Here is a 19386-nt window from a genome sequence, read left to right on the forward strand (position 1 = left end):
TCCAGATCCCAGCGAACTGGCAAAACGCCGCGACGAAAACACTGTGGAAACAGGCTTGACCAATCATTTTCGACATCGACAAAGATCCACGGCTGGACAGTCAAGTTTTAGTTGACTGACTAAAGCTCGATATTCGCTCGAAGCTCAGGCCATGTCGCGCATAGTATTCACGCAGGCGTTCGTAGGCTTTCCTGCCTGGGCGCAAACCCAAAAAATCCAACGCATTTTTCTGGAAGAAACGGTGCTTTTGCGCTTCGTCAAATCCGGCGGCATCAAGTAATGCGTTCATTCTGTCCGGATACCGCGCGTAGCGTGGCGTTCGGCTTAGAGCAGCGAAGTCACTGCCATACATTAACCGGTTACAGTCTTCGTCATAGTCATCGACGAAATCGCGTAAACCTCTGGCATATTTACTTAAGTTGTTCTTCCAAAGCAGGATGTCCCCTAAATCAGAGATATCGGCATAAACAGCTCGATCAGGAAGATTCATTGTCTTCCCAAACTCATGTGTCCATTTTGGAAGCTCCCCTTTTTTATTCGGCTTAAGTCCAACATTGTGCGCAAGACAAATTCGAAGTTTCGAAAACTCATGCTTTTTGAGTACTGGCCGCCAGTATTTTGGATTAGCCCGTTTGCCCAGCCCATCGGCCGGAGCCTGACTGTTCCATGCATGGGTCAAGATTGGTACGTCATTTTCGTCATTGACGCACCACCTGTAGAGCTCCTCGAGCGATTTATCTAACTCTTTGTGAAACTGTCGAAATTCTTTGATCGCGCGGCACGGGTATAGATCAAATTTACCGTTTTCCAATGGCTTGAACCCCATTGCCGGATAAATCTTCACGCCGACAAAACCGAGACAATCAATAGCCCATTGCACCATGCCCAACGCAGAAAGCTGCTGCGCGCTTTCCCGAGTGTGATTATCCCCTTTCGAATGTTCTGAGCGTCCTTTTTGTCTATCCCGTGCCTGACGCCAAGGATCAAAAGGGACCATACAGTGAAACGGCGTGTCAAATCGCTTTTGCTGCAACTTATCCATAAGAATAAGCTGATCGATCAGTTTTGAACGCTGGTCGTCACGCACATCGCCCCTGTAGGTGTTTCTGCGCACAGGTAGATTGCACTCCTGTCCTGGCTCCCCAGCCAGCCAGGCCTTCATGTCGATAAGCGCCGGAGTGAACAATCCTACACGTGCTTCGCCACCATAGATCCGGTTCATTTCTTTTATCAGAAACGACCGGTTTTGGCGCATGTGTCGCACAAACACTAAAGGTGCAAAGAGAACGGAACGGCTTCGCATCGCGCGGCGCGCAGCTGTCCTCGAGTTATACTCGGAACCGTCAGGCGTCAGTTTGAGATCCTTGACGATCATATCGCGCAAGGGTTGGGCGTCGACGCCATATAACTGCGATGCCACGGTTGGTCGGTTGAGAAAGAAATCCAATGTTTTTGCCAAATCATCTTCAAACTCCTCGTCCGACTTAGCCCTTGCTGTTGCCTCTAACCCTTCATCGCTGAGCAATTCTAGCTCTTCTCTGGCAGTGGTGGCCTTTCCAAAAATGAGGTTTACGTAGAAAGCCACCAATGGGTCATAAATCTTTTTCTTCACCCCTACGGGGTGCCCGAATTCTTCATCGTGACCTAGCAGCACATAGTAGACGAAACCCCAAGCCGGCATGTCGGACGCGTTCCAAACATGGCAGTGGGGGTCGATTGCTCGAATCGGCAGTTGCCTAGTGGAAGCGCGTGGCGGCCAGACCGTGCAACCGCTGAGCAAAAGTTGCGCTGCGACGCCCTTCATGAACAGCCTGCGACCGGTCCCTGGTGAGAGTTTCTTGGTTTGGTCGGCCATCTTTTACTCCGGTCTTGTCCCGCCGGGAGTTTTTGGCCCCTCGGCACCGTTGTCCTGCTGGTTGCAGCAAGAAGGAATGCTGCTTTGTTGGCACTTGCTCCAAATTCGACGGATGATCAGCTCGACAGGCCCTCGATAATCGCGCGCGCCATTTCGGCTTCCTTGCTGTCAGCGGCTGGGTCCAACCCCTCTACCGCTTGCAAAAGCGCCTGGGCGGCTTCACGAGGCCGCCCGGTTGCGCCCAAGAATTCCGCGAACGACAGGGCGCCGCGTAACTCATGTGACTTGAACCCTTGTTCGCGGGCTTGCTCTATGCATGAACAATACAAGGCCTCAATGGCAGCCGGATCAGCAGCCCGCCCTGCGGCGAGCAGATCGGCTTTGGCTCGAATGACCTCTGGTTGGGCCCAAAGTTCTCCTCCGGTTTCGACTGCCTCTTCGGCGCTCTGCAAGGCCGTTAGCGCCTCATCCTGCCTTCCCAGCATCGCATACGCTTTCGCAAGGAAAACCAGCTTGAACGGCTCAGCGAAGTTGTCCCCGGTCTCGGCATGTATCGCCAAACCTCTTTCCAAGCGGTTGACTGCTTCTGCAGCATACCCTTGCATGATCCCGACAATGCCTAGGCATTCGTCAGCGAGCACCTCCCAGAATGGCATGTTGCGCTTTTTTGCAAAGTCAAAGATCGTTTCCGAGATCGTTTCAGCTTCGTCGAACTGCGCGGTGTTCAGCTTTACAAAATGCGCGAATGACAACGCATAGCCCAGCGTGTGCGCATGGTTCAATTCCTTCGCTTCAACTAACGCACGCTCGGTCAGCCTGCTGGCTTCACCACCGCGGCACTCGGCGCAACAGACCAGCGCCAGGCTGCACAGTGCCATCACACGTACATCGGTGCCATAGAAGTAGACGAGATCACGATGCCGTTCAGATTGGTATTGATGCAAGGCCGCTTCCAGGTGCTCGCGCGCTTCGGCGGGGCGGCCCGACAAGAAGAGCGAGAACCCGCTTAGGCGCAGCCCTACGAGAATTGCGTCGTCGTGCGACTCGCGCCGGGCCCGTGACAGAAACTCTTGGGCCAGCGACAGTGCGGAATAGACATCTCCGGCAGTTTGTCGTGAAACCCAACGCGCGTATAGCAGCGGAAATAAACGTTGTGTGTCATTAAGTTTGTGGCACAGTTCAAGCGCGCGATCACTTGCGGTTTCAACCTCGCTCGCCACAAAACCCTTGGTCGCGAACAATGGTCCCAGCAACGCGGTTTGCGCCGCCAACTCCAACTGATCCCGTTCTTGCCCTTCGGGCAGTTTTTCTGCCTCTTCCAGCGCATGGCGAAGGTTTGCGATTGCCTCCAGATTAGATGATCCATTTAACGAAAGCTGCGCCGCCTGCAGCCAGTAGGTCGCCGCGATCTTGGCAAATCCCGCCCGGGACGCGTGTTGTGCAAGTACAAGCGGCGAACAGGAACTGCGGTCGGAAGGCATCTTTCTGAGAAAGTCCAGCGCAACCTTGTGCAATTCCCGTCGCCGCGGTTTCGGAAGGGACAGATAGGCCACATCTCGCACCAACGCATGTTTGAAGCGATAATCAGTGGACGGGTCTCGAATAACCCTGAAGATCAGTCCCGCCGCAAGCAAGGATTCCAGTGCCTGGTCGATTTCAAGTTCATCCCATCCGAGTATTGCACTCAGACCCGCCCTGTCGAAACTGCGGCCAAAAACGGCGGCAACTTGCGCAAGCTCCTTTTCCGGACCCAGCTTGTCCAATCGGGCCATCAAAGAATCCCGCAGTGTCGCGGGAACACGGAATCCGCTGGTACCTGAATCGTAATGACTTTCCTTGTCGGCGGCATCGAGAAATACGCGAGTGACCTCTTCAATAAACAATGGATTTCCATCGGCCCGAGCGACAATCGCGTCAACCGCGTCGGTTACCAAAGTTTCTTCATCAGCCACTTGCAGGCATAATCTTCTGCTATCATCGCGAGAAAGCGGGTCCAACGCGACTTCAACTGCGAGGGTTCCGGCTAGCATAGCGATCGGTTCACGCGAACTTATTGCTATCATAATTTGCCGTGATGAAATCTCCGCGATCAAACGGCCGAACAGTTCCATCGTTGAAGGATCGACCCAGTGCGCGTCTTCGAGAATGACAAGCAACGGCTTCTGTTCCGCAAGTGACAGAATAAACTGGATCAGATCAGAAACCAGCTTTTGGCGAAGCTCCCAGGAATCTCTCGTTTCGCTCGTTTGCTTGGGTTCTTTGGTTAAGAACTGCGATAGGGAATTCGCGAGATCTGAGCCATCGAATTCTGCCTCACTTAGTAATTCGTGTAGTTGAGCAGGGGTGTTGTGGGTCGCGTCCGGCATGTTCAATGCCGATAGCCGCGCTATACCATCGAAGATGGGAAAGAACCCCTCATTCTTATGTTCTGCTGAGCCATAAAGAGATAGAATATTGGCATTACCCTGAGCTGAAAGCTTTTTGCGCAGCACCCTGATCAGGCGGGATTTTCCTATCCCACCTTCCCCTATCAGGACAATACAGCGACCCTGACCTTCGGTCGTACTCTTCCACGTCTCCTCGAGAATTCTTAGCTCGCTTGTACGATTCACAAGAGGGCTGACAACTTTATGAAGCCGGATGGAGAGCTTGTTGGGCACATCGCGGCTGGAAACGACGCGGAACAGCTCTATCGGAACAGAAACACCCTTAAGCTCGACCGACCCCATCGTTTCAAGGTCAAAATAACCAGAGACCAGTGGTTGGGTATTTGCGCTGATAACAATCGAATTGGGTTCTGCCATTCCTTGGACGCGATAGGCTACGTTGGGAACGTCGCCAACGATCTCTGCAGCCTCCGGCCCTTCGTCAGCCCCCGTATCGTTCGCAAACATTATTCCGGTGTGAATACCGATACGTATCTGCAGCTGTTTGTCGAGCGCGAGAGAGAACCGTTCGTTGAGTTTTGATATGCGTTGCACAATCTCCAGCCCGGTCGAAATTGCAAATCGAGGGGCATCCTCGTGAGCGGTTGGGTAACCGAAGTAAACAAGAACACCGTCCCCGGAAAAGCCGCCGATTTTCCCGTTCGCCGCCCGGGCCGCATTCATACATTCCTCGCGAAACCCTTCTAGAATGCTGTGCAAGTCCTCGGGGTCGATATGTTGTGACAACTGGGTGGAATCAACGAGATCACAAAACAAAGCTGTAATCTGACGTCTTTCGCCGCCTGACGATTGCGAGTTTTGACCCTTCAGCATGAATGCGCCTCCATCAAGTGCATCTCGTCGGTTTCCAATACATCTTTGGGCGCAGCATCCATCAGCCAACTTGCCAGTTGTCCGTCGTTGCCGGTTATCATAATTGGCTCGAAATACTTTCTTCGATCCGCCTCGGTAATGCCGTCCGGTATATTGGCATATTGAGGATCCAGACGATCTTGGCCGGCAATGAAACTGCGCTCTGCCACATCTGAATATCGAGAGGCAAAAGACATCATGCGCAGGTTGGAACGTACAGCAATAAACCAAAAATATGGATTAAGACTGCGAGTCCGGAAAAGCCGGTACAGTGTTGATGAAACAACATTTGCCCAGCCAAACAGACGTCCGGGGCTCTCAAGCAGTTCTCGAGCGAAAACCGTAATTTCATCATGGGAGCTAATCGTGTTGTTTACCACGATAGTCTCGCAATCCAGATCTCGCAGACGGACATTGGGCATAAGGCGCCTCTCGCGGGCGCACTTCCAAAAAAATCCGGTTCCGAGTAAGGGCGTCACAAAACTGCAATAACAGGGTAGCGGAAAATCGCGCCTATCGCCAATGTGGCGCAATTGTCGGCGCATTGTCTCGACAGATGTTGTCTCAGGGTCAAAGAGATACCCGTATCCGACACACAAACCCTGCTTTTCGGCATAAATAACGTCGTCGATGACATTCGATCTGCGTGACAGGTTTTGCTTTTTTCTGTGGCTCTTCAGAAAATTCTCATCAAGCGACTCAATTCCAACAAAGACGTATTTGCATTTTGATTGAACAAGAAGATTGATCAAATCCCGGTCCCGCAAAGCATCTTGCGTGAGCATTGCGCCCCACGCTTTGACTTTTGGGTTGCGGGCAAGAAGGTTGACTACTGCCTTCATGTGGGCGCGGTTGTCGATAAAGTTGTTGTCGATGAACCAGATAATTGGGTATTTGGCGCGAGCGCTGCCCGACGGGCTTTTTTTGATTGCGTCGTCGATCGTTGCGGCCACCCGCTCCAATTTGTATTTAGCGTGCAGGGCATTTTCTGCCGGAAGAACACAGAAATCACAACGAAAGCTGCATCCACGTGACGCCTCGATTAAATGAAGCGGCAGGTCGATTCCATTCTCTGAAAGCAAACCGTGATCAATCTCATAATCTCGAATCTGATGCGACGACGAATAATAGATCTCATTCGTTTCGCCGATTTCGTAGTCGGTTAGAAAATCCCGGAACGCTTCCACCCCGCCTGCACAGACGGTGTCAAAAAATTGACTGGCGAATCTTGGAAACAGCGTGCACAAACTACCCCCGGCGACCACCTTTGCACCGGCGCTTCGAAAGGAATATGCAAGTTGCCGCATGCGGTCAAAATCCGTTTGGAGTCCGGTCAGAACGCAGATATCCACACCAGTAGTCTCGGCGCAATTGTATGGGCCATGCCAATCTTCCAAATGAATTTTCAGATTATATTTTTTCCGATCAATCAATGATCCCAAGTGAAGCGCGCTCATTGATTGTAAGAAATCGCGCGATCCTCTTTCAGATCGATCCTGAAGAAGGCGCGCACAAATTATGATGATATTGGTTTCAGGATACCCACTCTCAGAGCTAGGCTCTTTGGAATTCAATTTCATTGAAATACCTCGACCCGTTAATGGATAAAGTTTAAGCTAATAGACACTCTTGAGTCACTAATTCATTGATTTCCGGGTAACGTGTTGTTTGGAAATTAAAAAAATAGCGACAACGTTGGGGTATCGGCTTGTCCGGCTTGGGGCGAATAGCCGTAGGTGACCGGCACGATACTGCACGATCAAAGCTCGAAAGTGATCTGTATTTTCGAAGCCTTGAAGACCTGAGTGTAACACAGAATCTCGCGCGCCCAGCTGTAGTCGAGCGCAAAGGATCGCCCTCGATTGACAGGGTCGGACACTGCTGGATTCTGTTGCATTTTGCAGCATCCAGTAGTTTGGGTGCTGAGCCTAGTCGTTGGGATTGACCTGAACAGACTTGAAATATGTCCGCCGCAAAGCCTGCTGGCTCTGACCTGCTTCCAGATCTTCAACGCACCCGCTAACCGCTCTAAGAAGTACCAAATCGATAAAACCGTTCCGCGGTTTCGCGAAATACTGCTGACTTGGCCTGATCTGGGATCAGATCGCGGAAGGCTTTCATCAGTGTTGCATAGTCACTGTAAAGGCTGTCGACCGGAAAGTTCGACCCGAACATCACTCGGTTCATTCCGAACTGCGCGAGGCAAATATCAATGATCGGACGAATGCTCTGGACTGACCAACTGTGATCAAACATGCCCAGACCGGACAACTTGCATGTTATGTGGGGCAGCTCTGACAATGCCCGCAGATCATCAGCCCATTGGTCCAAACCGTCAGCGCTCCGGTCATGAGGGGAGCCCGCGTGGCATAGCGCTATCTGCGTGTCCGGGGCTTGCGCAAGGATGTGGGCGGTTTTTGCGTAAAGCTCGGGGATGAGTTGCAAATCAAAGCTCAGCCCGCGGCGCCCTGCCTCCTGCAATCCTACGAGAAAGCGGGGGTCGTCCAACAGGGCATTAGTGCCGGTCCGGGCATCCTCGCCCGGTGCACGCCCGACGATCTGGCGCACGCCGCGCACTGTGTTTAGGTGTTGGAACGCGTCGAGTTGGTCGGGCAGATCCGGTGCGGTGAGATCACAGAAAACGACCTGCGCCATTGGCCAATCGGGATTGGCATCGGCAACAGATTGAACCCAGCGGGCCTCGGCCAGGCCGTCTTCAGCGCCGACCTGAATGTGAACCGAGGCGCGAATGCCGTTGGCTTTTGCGTCGGACCGGAATTCATCCAGTAAGTAGTTTCTTTGAATTGGCGTCGGATCCCCGAAAAAGCGCTTTACCCCGCGGGCCATCAGCCAGGGGTAGTGAACCGCCCCGAGATCCCAAAGATGGTGATGGGCGTCGATCCATCCGGTCATGTGCGCGGCACCTCTTGCATGCGTTCAAGAATATCGATGCCTTGCTGCTTCCAGAAATGCAGCAGATCGATGAAGATCCAGTTTTCGGCCAGCTTGTCCCCGGCGCGGCGGTAGATGTCGATGACGCGGAACTCACCCGCCTTGTCTGTGGCGGGCATGCCCATGAAACCGCCGGTGGGCCGTGCGGTGAAATTGGGCCATCCGAAGAACCCCCCGTAATGCCCCTCGGCCATGCGGCAGATATGTTTGGTCTTTGACCGGTCCGTGAACCCGGCCCGGAATGGCCCGGCATGCTGCTTGGCATATCGCTTGATCGTGTAGGTCGCGCCGATGCCGGTCGGTCCCCACCACAGCATGTCTTCGTGCCATGTGCGCCGCAGTTCATCCTCAAGGCTCAGACCGCTGTTCCATTGGCCGAGATCTGCGATCATCGCGTTGATTGCGGCAAGGGTCTTTTGCCCTTCTTCAGGAGGCTGCGGTTCGAAAATCAACCCGTCATGGGTCATGGGGCCGGGCTGAACAAGCTGCGCTGCCGTTTGCGGTGGAAAGGGCCGCAAACCAGCTTGCAGCATCAGATGCGGTATGTCGAAATACATGGCTGTCTCGGTGATCTGCCCGTTTTCGACCCTGTTGAATTCGCAATACCGCAGAAACGCCAGTTTGCCGGTCGGTGGGATGCCCAGCCAGGGCGCGTCGAACAACCCCATCAAATGCCCCATCGAGACAACCCAGACCGATGAGAATTCATCAATCTCGTTGGCCCCGGCCATAAAGATATCCTGCCGTCTTTGCAGGTTTTTCAGGGCGGCCTTCAAAGGGGTCCAGAAGGTGCGCGCGACCTCTGCTGCGTTGTGAATTTCGTCGAAGGGATGAAAGCCTCGCCATATGCGATTCGAGCCGTAGAACTCGGCCAAAACGCTGCTTTCAGTCCCCGGTTCGGCAGTGTCCAGCTTGGCGTAGAAGTTTCTTATGACTTGTTTTTCCGCCGAAAAATCTGGCATGTGAAGGCGCTCCCTGCATACGATTGCAAAAAAATCTTGCCAAAATGCCGCAGTTAAGTCTACCGTAATTGCAAGCGTATGCAAAAAAATCTGACGGGAGGGGCTGATGGCCGAGATTCAATTGCGGAATGTTGGCAAGCGATGGGGTTCGTTTGTCGGCGTCGACAATTTCGATCTGACCATAGCTGACAAGGAATTCCTTGTATTGTTGGGGCCCTCGGGCTGCGGCAAGACCACGACCATGCGGATGATCGCAGGTTTGGAAGATGCCAGCGAAGGCGACATTCTGGTCGACGGGGTGCGCGTCAACGATATGGAGCCCAAGGACCGCGACGTAGCGATGGTGTTCCAGTCCTACGCGCTCTACCCGAATATGAACGTCTACGAAAACATCCGATTTCCGCTGAAAGTACGCGGCATTGACCCGTCGACCCATGACGACAAGGTGCGCCGCGCGTCGGCTATGGTTGAACTGGATGACTTTCTGCATCGTAAACCGGCGGAACTGTCCGGTGGTCAGCGTCAGCGCGTCGCCCTCGCGCGCGCAATCGTGCGCGAGCCGAATGTATTCCTGATGGACGAGCCGCTGTCGAACCTCGACGCCAAGCTGCGGGTTTCCACGCGCGCTCAGATCAAGAACCTGAGCCACGAGCTTGCCGTGACAACAATATACGTAACGCATGACCAGATCGAGGCGATGACGCTTGCTGATCGTGTGGTCGTTATGAAGAAGGGCGTCGTGCAGCAAGTGGGCAGCCCGACCGAGATTTACGACACGCCTGCCAACACATTTGTCGCCAGCTTCATCGGCAACCCGGCGATGAACCTGATGGAAGGCGAGGTTCGCGACGGAGTTTTTGTCACGAAGAACGTGGAGATTCCCGGCGTGCAAGCGCCCGAGGGCCCGCTGACACTGGGGTTCCGCGCAGAAGATGCCACGCTTGCGGAAAACGGGCAGGGGCAAATCAATGCTCCGATCTATACCCAAGAGCTGCTGGGCGACGCGACGATGATCTCGGTTCGCGTTGGTGGCGCGCTGGTTTCCGTGAAGGCCGACAAGAATTTCCGGGCTGAAATTGACGACATGGTGTCGATCTCGGTGCCGGTCGAGATTTGCCATCTGTTTGACGGCCAAACCGGCGAACGGATCTGAAAGTAGCCCCGTAAATCACCGGGGATCAGCCTCGGGACCAGAACTTTGTGCGTGACAGGGGCGCGCACGACACTTCAGAGAAACAGGGAGATGAGATGTTTCTGAAAAAGCTAGCTACCGTAACCACTTTCGTCGGATTGATGGGTTCGGCTGCATATGCGGCGAACTGCGGTCCCGAAGGCCAATCCATCCGAATTCTGGCCAGTGATTTTCCGGCCATCCATGCCGTTGCAGGCACAGCCGAGGAAAACTGTGCAGGTGGGGCGTCCGAGTTTTCGACCAACCACACAACCGAAGCGCGCCAAATCATGAACGCGGCCCTGACGCCGAACCCGTCTGAATACACCTCGGTCATTCTGGCCAATTCGACACTGACCCAGCTGATGAATGACGGTCTGGTGCGTCCGCTGAACGATTTGGTTGAAAAGTATGGCGAAAATATCTCGCCCAACCTTCTGATCACCATCGATGGCAACGTCATGGCTGTGGCCTTCATGGCCAACTCGCAGCACCTGTTCTCGCGCACAGATATTCTGGAGCAGGCAGGCTTTGACGGTATTCCCGCAACCTACGAAGAAGTGCTTGAAGCCGCCGAGATGATCCGCGCCGCCGGTATCATGGAACATCCGATCGTGATGAACCTAAGCGCCGGTGATGGTGGCTGGAACCTCGCCGAGGTGTTCAACATGATCTACCTTGGGCATGGCGGAGAGTTCTTTGAGCCGGGCACAGCCGAGCCAGCGATCAACAATGAAAAGGGTCTGGCCACGCTTGAAGTTATGAAGGCTCTGGCTGGATACGCGCACCCGGATCACCTGACTCACGCCTCGAACGAGACGCAAGGCCTGTGGGAAGCCGGTCAGGCCGCACTTGGCGTCATGTGGGGCTCGCGCGGCTCGCCAATTCTGGATGATGAGGGGTCTTCGGAAGAGGTAACCTCGAACACTGTTCTGTCTGCGGCACCGACAGTTGGCGGGGGATCGACCCCGGCTTCGACATTGTGGTGGGATGGTTTCTCGATTGCCTCCAACGTGTCGGATGAAGAAGCAGAGGCCACCTTTGCGGCACTCGCCAGCGCGCTGACACCCGAGATGGTCGCGGCAAACAATGACGATGCCGTTTGGTTGCTGGAGGGATATGAACCAGGGGCGGCCGCTGCTGGCGTTGCTGCTACGGCGCAAGGCGGTGCAAAACCCTACCCGATGATCCCCCAGATCGGCATTCTGCACGCTGCTCTTGGCAAGGAGCTGTCTGACTTCATGAAGGGTAGCGAGTCTGCGGAGCAAGCGCTTTCCGATGTCGAGGCAACCTACCGGACGTCGGCCAAAGAGGCTGGCTTCCTCCAATAAATCTCCCCGACTTGAGGGGGCTGTCACGGCCCCCTCTCTTTCTCGAATTTAGATCGGGACGCATGTTATGAAACACCGCACCTTCTTCTGGTTTGTTCTGCCGACACTGTCAGCGATGATCTTGTTCATCGCGTTGCCGATCGTGTCGGTGTTTATCCAGTCGCTTTTTGTCGAACACGAGCAGGTTCTGGTCGTCTCGGAAAGTTGCGGTCCGTTTGGATGTAACCCGACAACAACAGTCGATACGGAAGCGACCGAGAAGCTGCGGGAAGAACAACCGCTGGGCCGTTTCAACGGTCTGGGCACGTATTTCGACCGGTCACATCTGGCACTCGGCGACATTGGAGAGGCCTGGTCAACTTCAGAAAGCCTGGGTGAGTTCTGGTCGAAGGTCTACAACCTGCCATTTTACAACGCTCTGACCTTTACGCTGGCCTATACCTTCATTGTGACGCCTCTGGTCTTGGTTCTGGGTCTGGCGATTGCGGTTGGGGTCAACAACCTGCCACGCGCGTTGAAGGGCCTTGCGATCTTCATTTCCCTTTTGCCATTCCTCGTAACCCCACTGGTTGGTTCCTTGATCCTGTTCTGGATGGTCGACGGTGACGGGGTGATCGGTGCAACAATTCAACGGCTTTTCAATGATCCAACCCTCAGCCTGAAGGCATCCACGCCGCTGATGTGGATCATGTTGATGGTGTATGGTGTCTGGCACACCCTGCCGTTCAGCTTCATCACCTTCTACGCCGGGCTTCAGACGGTGCCGGAAGATACGATGGAAGCGGCGCAGATCGACGGTGCCAGCAAATGGCAGAGCATGATCCATGTGGTTGTCCCGCATCTGATGCCGCTGGTTTCGTTTGTGACCCTGATGATGATCATGGACAACCTGCGTGTCTTTGAACCAATCGTCAGCTTCAAGGCCGAAGCCCATGCGCGCTCGCTCAGCTGGATCATTTTCAACGACCTGCGCGAAAGCGGCAATCCGCTTTACGCCTCGGCTGGCGCGACTTCGCTGATCACCATCATCATCGTGGTCATTCTGATGATGCCGGTGCTGGTGCGCACATGGCGCGACTTCACCCGCAAATCTCACTGAGGACACGACATGGCGACCAAAGCACAATCCCGCATGACCCCGCTAAAGCTGTTCTCATACACCTTTGTCGCGTTCTGGCTGATCATCGCAGCGTTCCCTTTCTTCTGGACCTTCTGGGGCAGTTTCAAGGTTCAGGCTGACTTCCTGTCGAAAGCCGACTGGATGAACGCGCTGCGCGGCACAAACACCATCGAGCAAACCGGAAGCGCCTTTACCGGTGCAGGCTATTACGGCGCGTGGATCGAGGAAGATTTCTGGTTCAACTTCAAGAACACCGGCATCGTTGTCTTCTTCACCGTGGTCATCTCGCTGACCTTCGGAACATTGGGCGGCTACGCATTGGCCCGGTCCGGTTTCCGCTATGCGTTCTGGATCCTGATGGCGGCGTTGGTATTCCGCGCCATGCCGCATATCACGCTGGTTTCAGGCTATCTGCTGTGGTTCTTCGAATGGAACGTCTGGGGCATTCTGCCAACGACCATCATTGTGCTTGTGGCGATCAATCAGCCTTTCACGCTGTGGATGCTGCATTCATTCTTCAAGAACATCCCGAAAGACATGGACGAAAGTGCCATGGTCGATGGCTGCACCCGGTTCCAGGCCTTCCGGCATGTGATCGTTCCGGTCATGTGGCCCGGCGTGATCACCACGGGTCTGTTCAGTTTCCTGCTGGCCTATAACGACTTTACCGTCGCGGTGATGCTGCTGAGCGAAGAGAATGAAACCATCATTCCGGCCATCAACAGCTTCATGGGCACCACCCAGGTCGAGGGCAAGGTGATGTATGCGGTTGCGGCTGTGGTATCGGCCACGGCTCCGTTGTTTGTGCTGATCCTGTTCTTCCAGCGCCAGATTGTCAGCGGTCTGACTGCCGGGGCGGTAAAAGGCTGATGAGCGCGTCTGCACGACATAAGGCCATTGCGCGTCACCCTGCGCTCAACCGGATGCCGAGGGATTTTCTGTCAGAGCATTAACACTCTCTGAAAAAACGGAAATTCCTTACGCACCAACAAAAGGACGAGACACATGAAGGGCTCCCGCCCCGAACAGGCCGTGCTGACCAAAGACACGGATATGAGCAAAACCGAAGAAACGCGCGCTGTTATCGAAGGGATGGTCGATGGGCTGAACGATCATCGCATCGACGACATTGGCGAGTTCTTCTCGCAGGGCTTCCGCTGGATGGGCAATCAGGGATGTGGCACCAAAACCGGCCTGCAACAGTTTCAGGACAACTGGCAACGCCCGTTTCAGGCGGCGTTTTCGGACAAGACCTGCATTGATGAGGCCCGCCTTTACATGGGCGAATGGGCCGCCGCATTCGGTCGCCAGGAAGCCACCCATTCAGGCGAATTTCTGGGGATCGCCCCAACCGGCAAGCGGGTCGAAATCCGCTACATGGACTTCTGGAAAGTTGTCGACGGCAAGATCGTCGACAATTGGGTGAATGTCGATTTCGCTCATGTCGCCGCACAGCTGGGCGTGGACGTCTTCAACGGCGAAGGCTGGGAAGCATTTGACCGGGGCGAGAAAACGCCGCCCCGGCCCGCAAACTGAGGATCAGGATAATGGCAATCGAATATCTGAAACGCGGCAAACCCGAGGCCGACAGGGCCGAAGATGATGCCAAGACCCGCGCTGTCGTCGAGGCGACCCTGAAAGACATCGAAGCGCGTGGGGATACGGCTGTGCGCGAATTGTCGGAGAAATTCGACAACTACTCACCCGAAAGCTATCGCCTGAGCCAGCAACAGATCGACGATCTGATCGCATCGCTGTCTGAACGGGAACTGGAGGATATCAAGTTCGCGCAAGCGCAGGTGATGAATTTCGCCCAGTCTCAGCGCGATTCAATGCTGGACATCGAAGTGGAGACTTTGCCCGGAGTGATCCTGGGGCATAAGAACATCCCGGTTCAGTCTGTGGGCTGCTACGTTCCTGGCGGCAAGTTCCCGATGGTGGCGTCGGCGCATATGTCCGTCGCGACGGCCAAGGTTGCCGGTGTCCCACGCATCATCTCCTGCACCCCGCCGTTTCAGGGCAAGCCCAATGCCGCTGTCATCGCGGCGATGCATTTGGGCGGCGCGCATGAGATCTACGTGATGGGCGGCATTCAGGCTGTGGGCGCCATGGCCATCGGAACGGAAACGATCGAGCCCGTGCACATGCTGGTCGGTCCCGGCAACGCTTTTGTTGCGGAAGCCAAGCGGCAACTCTTTGGCCGTGTCGGCATCGACCTGTTCGCGGGCCCGACCGAGACCATGGTGATCGCAGATGAAACTGCCGCAGATGCCGAGCTTTGTGCCACCGATCTGCTGGGTCAGGCCGAGCATGGGTATAACAGCCCCTGTGTTCTGCTAACCAACTCGCGCAAACTGGCCGAGGACACCTTGGCCGAGATCGACCGTATTCTGGGCATCCTGCCAACCTCGGACACGGCCCGCGTCAGTTGGGATGAATATGGTGAGGTGATTGTCTGCGACACGTATGAAGAGATGTTGAAAGTGGCCGATGACATCGCGTCCGAGCATGTGCAGATCATGACCGACCGCGACGATTGGTTCCTTGAGAACATGACCTGCTATGGCGCGCTGTTCCTGGGGCCGCGAACGAATGTGGCCAATGGTGACAAGGTGATCGGCACCAACCACACGCTGCCCACCAAGAAAGCCGGGCGTTATACTGGAGGTCTTTGGGTCGGTAAATTCCTGAAAACGCACAGTTATCAAAAGGTTCTGACGGATGAAGCCGCAACGATGATCGGCGAGTTCGGGTCGCGCCTGTGTATGCTCGAAGGTTTCGTTGGCCATGCTGAGCAGTGCAATATCCGGGTGCGTCGCTATGGCGGCATCAATGTTCCCTATGGCGAAGGTGCGCCTTATCGAGAGGCGGCGGAATGAGCGATATCCATTCGGCGAACAAGGCACTGATCGCGCCGCTTCGGGCCGCGATGTATGACTTTGACGACGTCCGTGTTCAGGCGGCGCTGAAGGGCGTGATCGCCGCCGACGCCGTCATCCATATGCCGCATCCCTTCGGTGATCTGACCGGTCCGCAGGAACTCTATGACACCTGCTATGCGCCCCTGCTGAAAGCCATGCCCGACCTTGAACGACGGGATTGGATCGTGATGGGCGGCACAACCGAACATGGCGATGACTGGATCGGGTGCGGCGGTCATTACTACGGCACTTTTGTTGCCCCGTGGCTGGACATTCCGCCAACCGGGCACCTGACCCATATGCGGTATCACGAATTCTATCGCGTCGTGGACGGGCAAGTGATCGAGATTCAGACGCTCTGGGATATCCCCGAAGTGATGATGCAGGCCAAAGCCTGGCCCATGGCGCCGTCCTTGGGTCTGGAGTTCTGTATTTCAGGCCCTGCTACCCTAGACGGAATTGTGCCGGGCCCGTGGGACGAGGCCAAATCTCAGGCGTCCTGCGCCCATATCGTTGAAATGCTGGAACACCTCAAGAAACACCCAAGCCAGGGTGGCCCCGAGGTGATGGAGATGCCAAAATTCTGGCATCCACGCATGAACTGGTATGGCCCCGCAGGGATCGGCACCGGGCGCGGCATTGCCGGGTTCCGCAATTGGCATCAGATCCCATTCCTGAACGGGATGCCGGATCGCGGCAAATACGTGGACGACATCATCTATCATTTCTTCGGGGATGCTGAATACGCCGCCGTGACCGGCTGGCCGAACATGATCCAGACGGTGACCCATGACGGTTGGATGGGCATTGCACCATCTGGCAAGCGGATCACCATGCGCAGCCTTGATTTCTGGCGCCTGGAGAATGGTCTGATCCGCGAAAACTGGGTTTTGGTCGACCTGCTGGACGCCTACCGGCAACTGGGCGTAGATGTCTTTGCCCGGCTGCGTGAATTCAACAAGGTGCGCGTACAGGGCGAGATTCCATTCCCGGTCGGCGAGGTCTGATATGCCCCAATTCCCCAGCACCCCCAGTTTCAGTTTAAGCGGCAAGCGCGCTTTGGTTGCGGGGGCATCCTCTGGCATCGGCATGGCCTGTGCCGTAGCGCTGGCGGAACACGGGGCAGAGGTGACATTAGCAGCGCGCCGGACCGGCGCGCTGCAAGACATAGCCGCTGAAATGCAGGCGCGTGGCTGGCAGGCCAATGTGCTGGAGCTGGATGTGTCGGATATCGAGGCGACGGCGCAGGCAGTGGCACAAAGCGGCCCGTTTGATGTTCTTTTGAACTCAGCCGGGTTGGCGCGTCACAGCAAGGCTGTGGACACGCGCCCCGAGGATTTTGATGCCGTCATGGATGTGAATGTCCGGGGTGCGTATTTTCTGACTCAGGCCGTGGCAAAGGGGTTGCTGGAGGCCGGGCGACCGGGGTCGTTGATCAATATCTCCAGCCAGATGGGCCATGTCGGTGGGCGCGAGCGTGCGGTCTATTGCGCCTCGAAATTCGCTGTCGAAGGGTTCACCAAAGCCATGGCTCTGGAATTCGGCCCGGAGAAAATTCGCGTCAACACAATCTGCCCGACCTTCATTTTGACCGATCTGACGCGCCCGACCTTTGAAGATCCTGATAAACGCGCCTGGATTCTGGACAAGATCAAGCTGGGCCGACCGGGTGAGATCGAAGACATCATGGGCGCGGTTGTCTATCTGGCCTCGGACGCCTCGGCGTTGGTCACGGGCACCTCCATGCTGGTGGACGGAGGTTGGACGGCGGACTGATGGCAATACAGAAGGTCACATCGATGGACGTTGCGCGGTTGGCCGGAGTAAGCCAATCGGCGGTCAGTCGTGTTTTCACCCCCGGCGCATCGGCTTCCAAAAAGACCATTCAAAAGGTCCGCAAAGCGGCAGAGGAGTTGGGCTATCGTCCAAATGTTCTGGCCCGGGCTGTGGTGTCGGGCAGAAGCCGGATCATTGGCCTTGTGGTCGCCTATCTGAACAATCAGTTCTACCCCGAGGCGCTGGAAAAACTGACCAACGCGTTGCAGGAACGCGGCTATCACGTCTTGATCTTCATGGCCTCGAACTCAGCTCAGAATATCGACAAGGTTGTCGAAGAAATTCTTGATTTTCAGGTGGATGGGATCATTGCGGCGTCGGTTGCATTGTCATCGGACCTTTCCGATCGGTGCCGCGCTGCCGGTGTGCCGATGGTACTGTTTAACCGGGCGCAGGATGACCCGGCCATGTCATCGGTCACCTCGGACAACACGGCGGGCGGCCGCAAAGTGGCCGAGTTCCTGCTGGCCGCCGGACACAAGAAAATCGGCTACATCGCCGGATGGGAAGGTGCATCGACACAGCGTGATCGCGAAGCAGGTTTTACGGCGGCTCTGCACGCAGCCGGCGTAGAACTGCATTCCCGCGAGGTTGGCAATTTCGGAACCGAAAAGGCGCAGGAAGCGGCCCGCAGGATGTTCGCCTCGGATCCGCCCGAAGCGGTCTTTGTTGCCAACGATCACATGGCCATCGCTGTGATGGACACGCTCAGGTTTGAGCTGGGTCTGAGGATACCCGAGGACGTGTCCGTTGTGGGGTATGACGACGTAACCGTTGCAGCCTGGCCCAGCTACGACCTGACCACCGTCCGACAACCCGCAAACCGCATGGTGTCTGAAACCGTGGACATCTTGCTGAGTAAAATCGATGACCCGCGCAGGGGTCCCCGACGATTAGAGATTGATGGGCCGCTGATCATCCGAGGCTCTGCCCGCATACCTGAAGGATGGAAAACATGAAGGGATTTGACCCCAAATTCAAAGACTTTCCCGATTACATCATCGGGATCACCAAAGAGATTTGGGAAGATCGCGGAATTGCCACGCTGCATGATTACTATGCGCCGGACATTGTCGTGCGCTCGCCCGGGTCGGTGGTTGTCGGCAATCAGGGGGTAATAGCGGCCACGATGGCGACGCTGGCCGAGTTTCCGGATCGAACGCTGTTGGGCGAAGACGTGATCTGGTCAGGTACGCCGGAAGAGGGGATGCTGTCCTCACACCGTCTTTTGTCGACTGCGACACATCTTGGGGACGGGGTGTACGGCAAGGCCACCGGGAAAAAGCTGGTCTACCGTATTCTGGCCGACTGCCACGCCATCAATAACCAGATCAATGATGAGTGGCTGATCCGGGATCAGGGTGCAATCGTGCAGCAGATGGGCTGGGAATCGAAAGACTATGCCCGTGATCTAATCGCACGCGAAGGCGGACCAGAGGCTTGCGTGCGGCCTTACACCCCGTCGAATGATCAGCCTGGCCCGTATGAAGGCAGCGGCAATGACAATGAATGGGGTCAGAAATACGCCGATATCCTGACCCGGATCATGAGCGCGGATATGAGCGCTATTGAGGCCGAATATGACCGGGCCGTGCAGTCGGAATATCCCGGCGGGACGACTGGACATAGTTGGGGACCGGTTGATCGTTTCTGGATGGGCCTGCGCGCCTCGTTCCCGAATGCCGAGTTCCAAATCCAGCACCATATCGGTCGGGACGACCCGATGATGCCGCCGCGTGCCGCGCTTCGTTGGACGTTGCACGGCAAACACGATGGGTGGGGTGTCTTCGGTGTACCAACCGGAGCCGAGGTTTTTGTGCTTGGCATCAGCCATGCCGAATTCGGTCCGTGGGGCCTGCGCCGCGAATACACGCTGTTCGATGAAACATCTGTCTGGAAACAGATCCTGTTGAAGACCGGTGATCTTTAAGATGGCCTG

The 19386-nt window shown here is 55.6% G+C and carries 15 protein-coding genes; 10 read left to right on the top strand and 5 right to left on the bottom strand.

What is annotated here, in order from left to right; genetic code table 11:
• Window positions 1-100: 100 nt before the first annotated feature.
• The 5 genes from ACR0KX_RS00290 to ACR0KX_RS00310 all read right to left on the bottom strand — a co-directional run bounded on the left by ACR0KX_RS00290 (window position 101) and on the right by ACR0KX_RS00310 (window position 9068).
• Window positions 101-1855: an amidohydrolase family protein gene (locus tag ACR0KX_RS00290; RefSeq protein WP_170452953.1), complete on the bottom strand. Its 1755-nt coding sequence runs from the start codon at window positions 1853-1855 to the stop codon at window positions 101-103.
• Window positions 1856-1971: 116 nt separating this feature from the next.
• A complete protein-coding gene (locus tag ACR0KX_RS00295; RefSeq protein WP_170622729.1) occupies window positions 1972-5115 on the bottom strand; it encodes an AAA family ATPase in 3144 nt (1047 codons plus the stop codon).
• Window positions 5109-6611 (bottom strand): B12-binding domain-containing radical SAM protein, encoded by a 1503-nt coding sequence (locus tag ACR0KX_RS00300; RefSeq protein WP_480707686.1) that lies wholly within the window; start codon window positions 6609-6611, stop codon window positions 5109-5111. Before ACR0KX_RS00300 ends, ACR0KX_RS00295 begins: the two co-directional genes overlap by 7 nt.
• 571 nt (window positions 6612-7182) lie before the next feature.
• Window positions 7183-8067, bottom strand: a complete 885-nt coding sequence (locus ACR0KX_RS00305; RefSeq protein WP_170622733.1) for an amidohydrolase family protein — start codon at window positions 8065-8067, stop codon at window positions 7183-7185.
• On the bottom strand, window positions 8064-9068 hold the full coding sequence (locus tag ACR0KX_RS00310; protein WP_170622734.1) for an ester cyclase: 1005 nt from the start codon (window positions 9066-9068) through the stop codon (window positions 8064-8066). The genes ACR0KX_RS00305 and ACR0KX_RS00310 overlap by 4 nt, the downstream gene beginning before the upstream one ends.
• 106 nt (window positions 9069-9174) lie before the next feature.
• Here ACR0KX_RS00310 and ACR0KX_RS00315 point away from each other — a divergent pair, with 106 nt between their 5' ends.
• From ACR0KX_RS00315 to ACR0KX_RS00360, 10 genes are all read left to right on the top strand, one after another.
• Window positions 9175-10221 carry an ABC transporter ATP-binding protein gene (locus tag ACR0KX_RS00315; RefSeq protein WP_170521510.1) on the top strand — a complete coding sequence of 349 codons (1047 nt, stop codon included), beginning with the start codon at window positions 9175-9177 and terminating at the stop codon, window positions 10219-10221.
• A 95-nt stretch (window positions 10222-10316) separates the two neighbouring features.
• The gene (locus tag ACR0KX_RS00320; protein WP_170622742.1) at window positions 10317-11570 is read left to right on the top strand and encodes an extracellular solute-binding protein; all 1254 of its coding nucleotides are present in this window, start codon (window positions 10317-10319) and stop codon (window positions 11568-11570) included.
• Between the two features lie 67 nt (window positions 11571-11637).
• The gene (locus ACR0KX_RS00325) at window positions 11638-12669 is read left to right on the top strand and encodes a carbohydrate ABC transporter permease (protein WP_170622744.1); all 1032 of its coding nucleotides are present in this window, start codon (window positions 11638-11640) and stop codon (window positions 12667-12669) included.
• 9 nt (window positions 12670-12678) lie between these two features.
• Window positions 12679-13560, top strand: coding sequence for a carbohydrate ABC transporter permease (locus tag ACR0KX_RS00330; protein WP_170452930.1), 882 nt, complete (start codon window positions 12679-12681; stop codon window positions 13558-13560).
• 135 nt (window positions 13561-13695) lie between these two features.
• Complete coding sequence (locus ACR0KX_RS00335) at window positions 13696-14226, top strand: ester cyclase (protein ID WP_170521521.1); 531 nt, start codon at window positions 13696-13698, stop codon at window positions 14224-14226.
• Window positions 14227-14237: 11 nt separating this feature from the next.
• Complete coding sequence (gene hisD / locus ACR0KX_RS00340) at window positions 14238-15569, top strand: histidinol dehydrogenase (protein ID WP_170452925.1); 1332 nt, start codon at window positions 14238-14240, stop codon at window positions 15567-15569.
• Window positions 15566-16618 (top strand): ester cyclase, encoded by a 1053-nt coding sequence (locus ACR0KX_RS00345; protein ID WP_170622746.1) that lies wholly within the window; start codon window positions 15566-15568, stop codon window positions 16616-16618. Before hisD ends, ACR0KX_RS00345 begins: the two co-directional genes overlap by 4 nt.
• A gap of 1 nt (window position 16619) precedes the next feature.
• Entirely contained in the window at window positions 16620-17387 is a 768-nt protein-coding gene (locus ACR0KX_RS00350; protein ID WP_170622748.1) for an SDR family oxidoreductase, read from the top strand.
• Window positions 17387-18406 (top strand): LacI family DNA-binding transcriptional regulator, encoded by a 1020-nt coding sequence (locus ACR0KX_RS00355; protein ID WP_170622750.1) that lies wholly within the window; start codon window positions 17387-17389, stop codon window positions 18404-18406. The genes ACR0KX_RS00350 and ACR0KX_RS00355 overlap by 1 nt, the downstream gene beginning before the upstream one ends.
• Window positions 18403-19377, top strand: coding sequence for a nuclear transport factor 2 family protein (locus tag ACR0KX_RS00360; RefSeq protein ID WP_170452913.1), 975 nt, complete (start codon window positions 18403-18405; stop codon window positions 19375-19377). Before ACR0KX_RS00355 ends, ACR0KX_RS00360 begins: the two co-directional genes overlap by 4 nt.
• Window positions 19378-19386 lie beyond the last annotated feature (9 nt).

The organism is Ruegeria sp. BG5 (genome assembly GCF_056538425.1).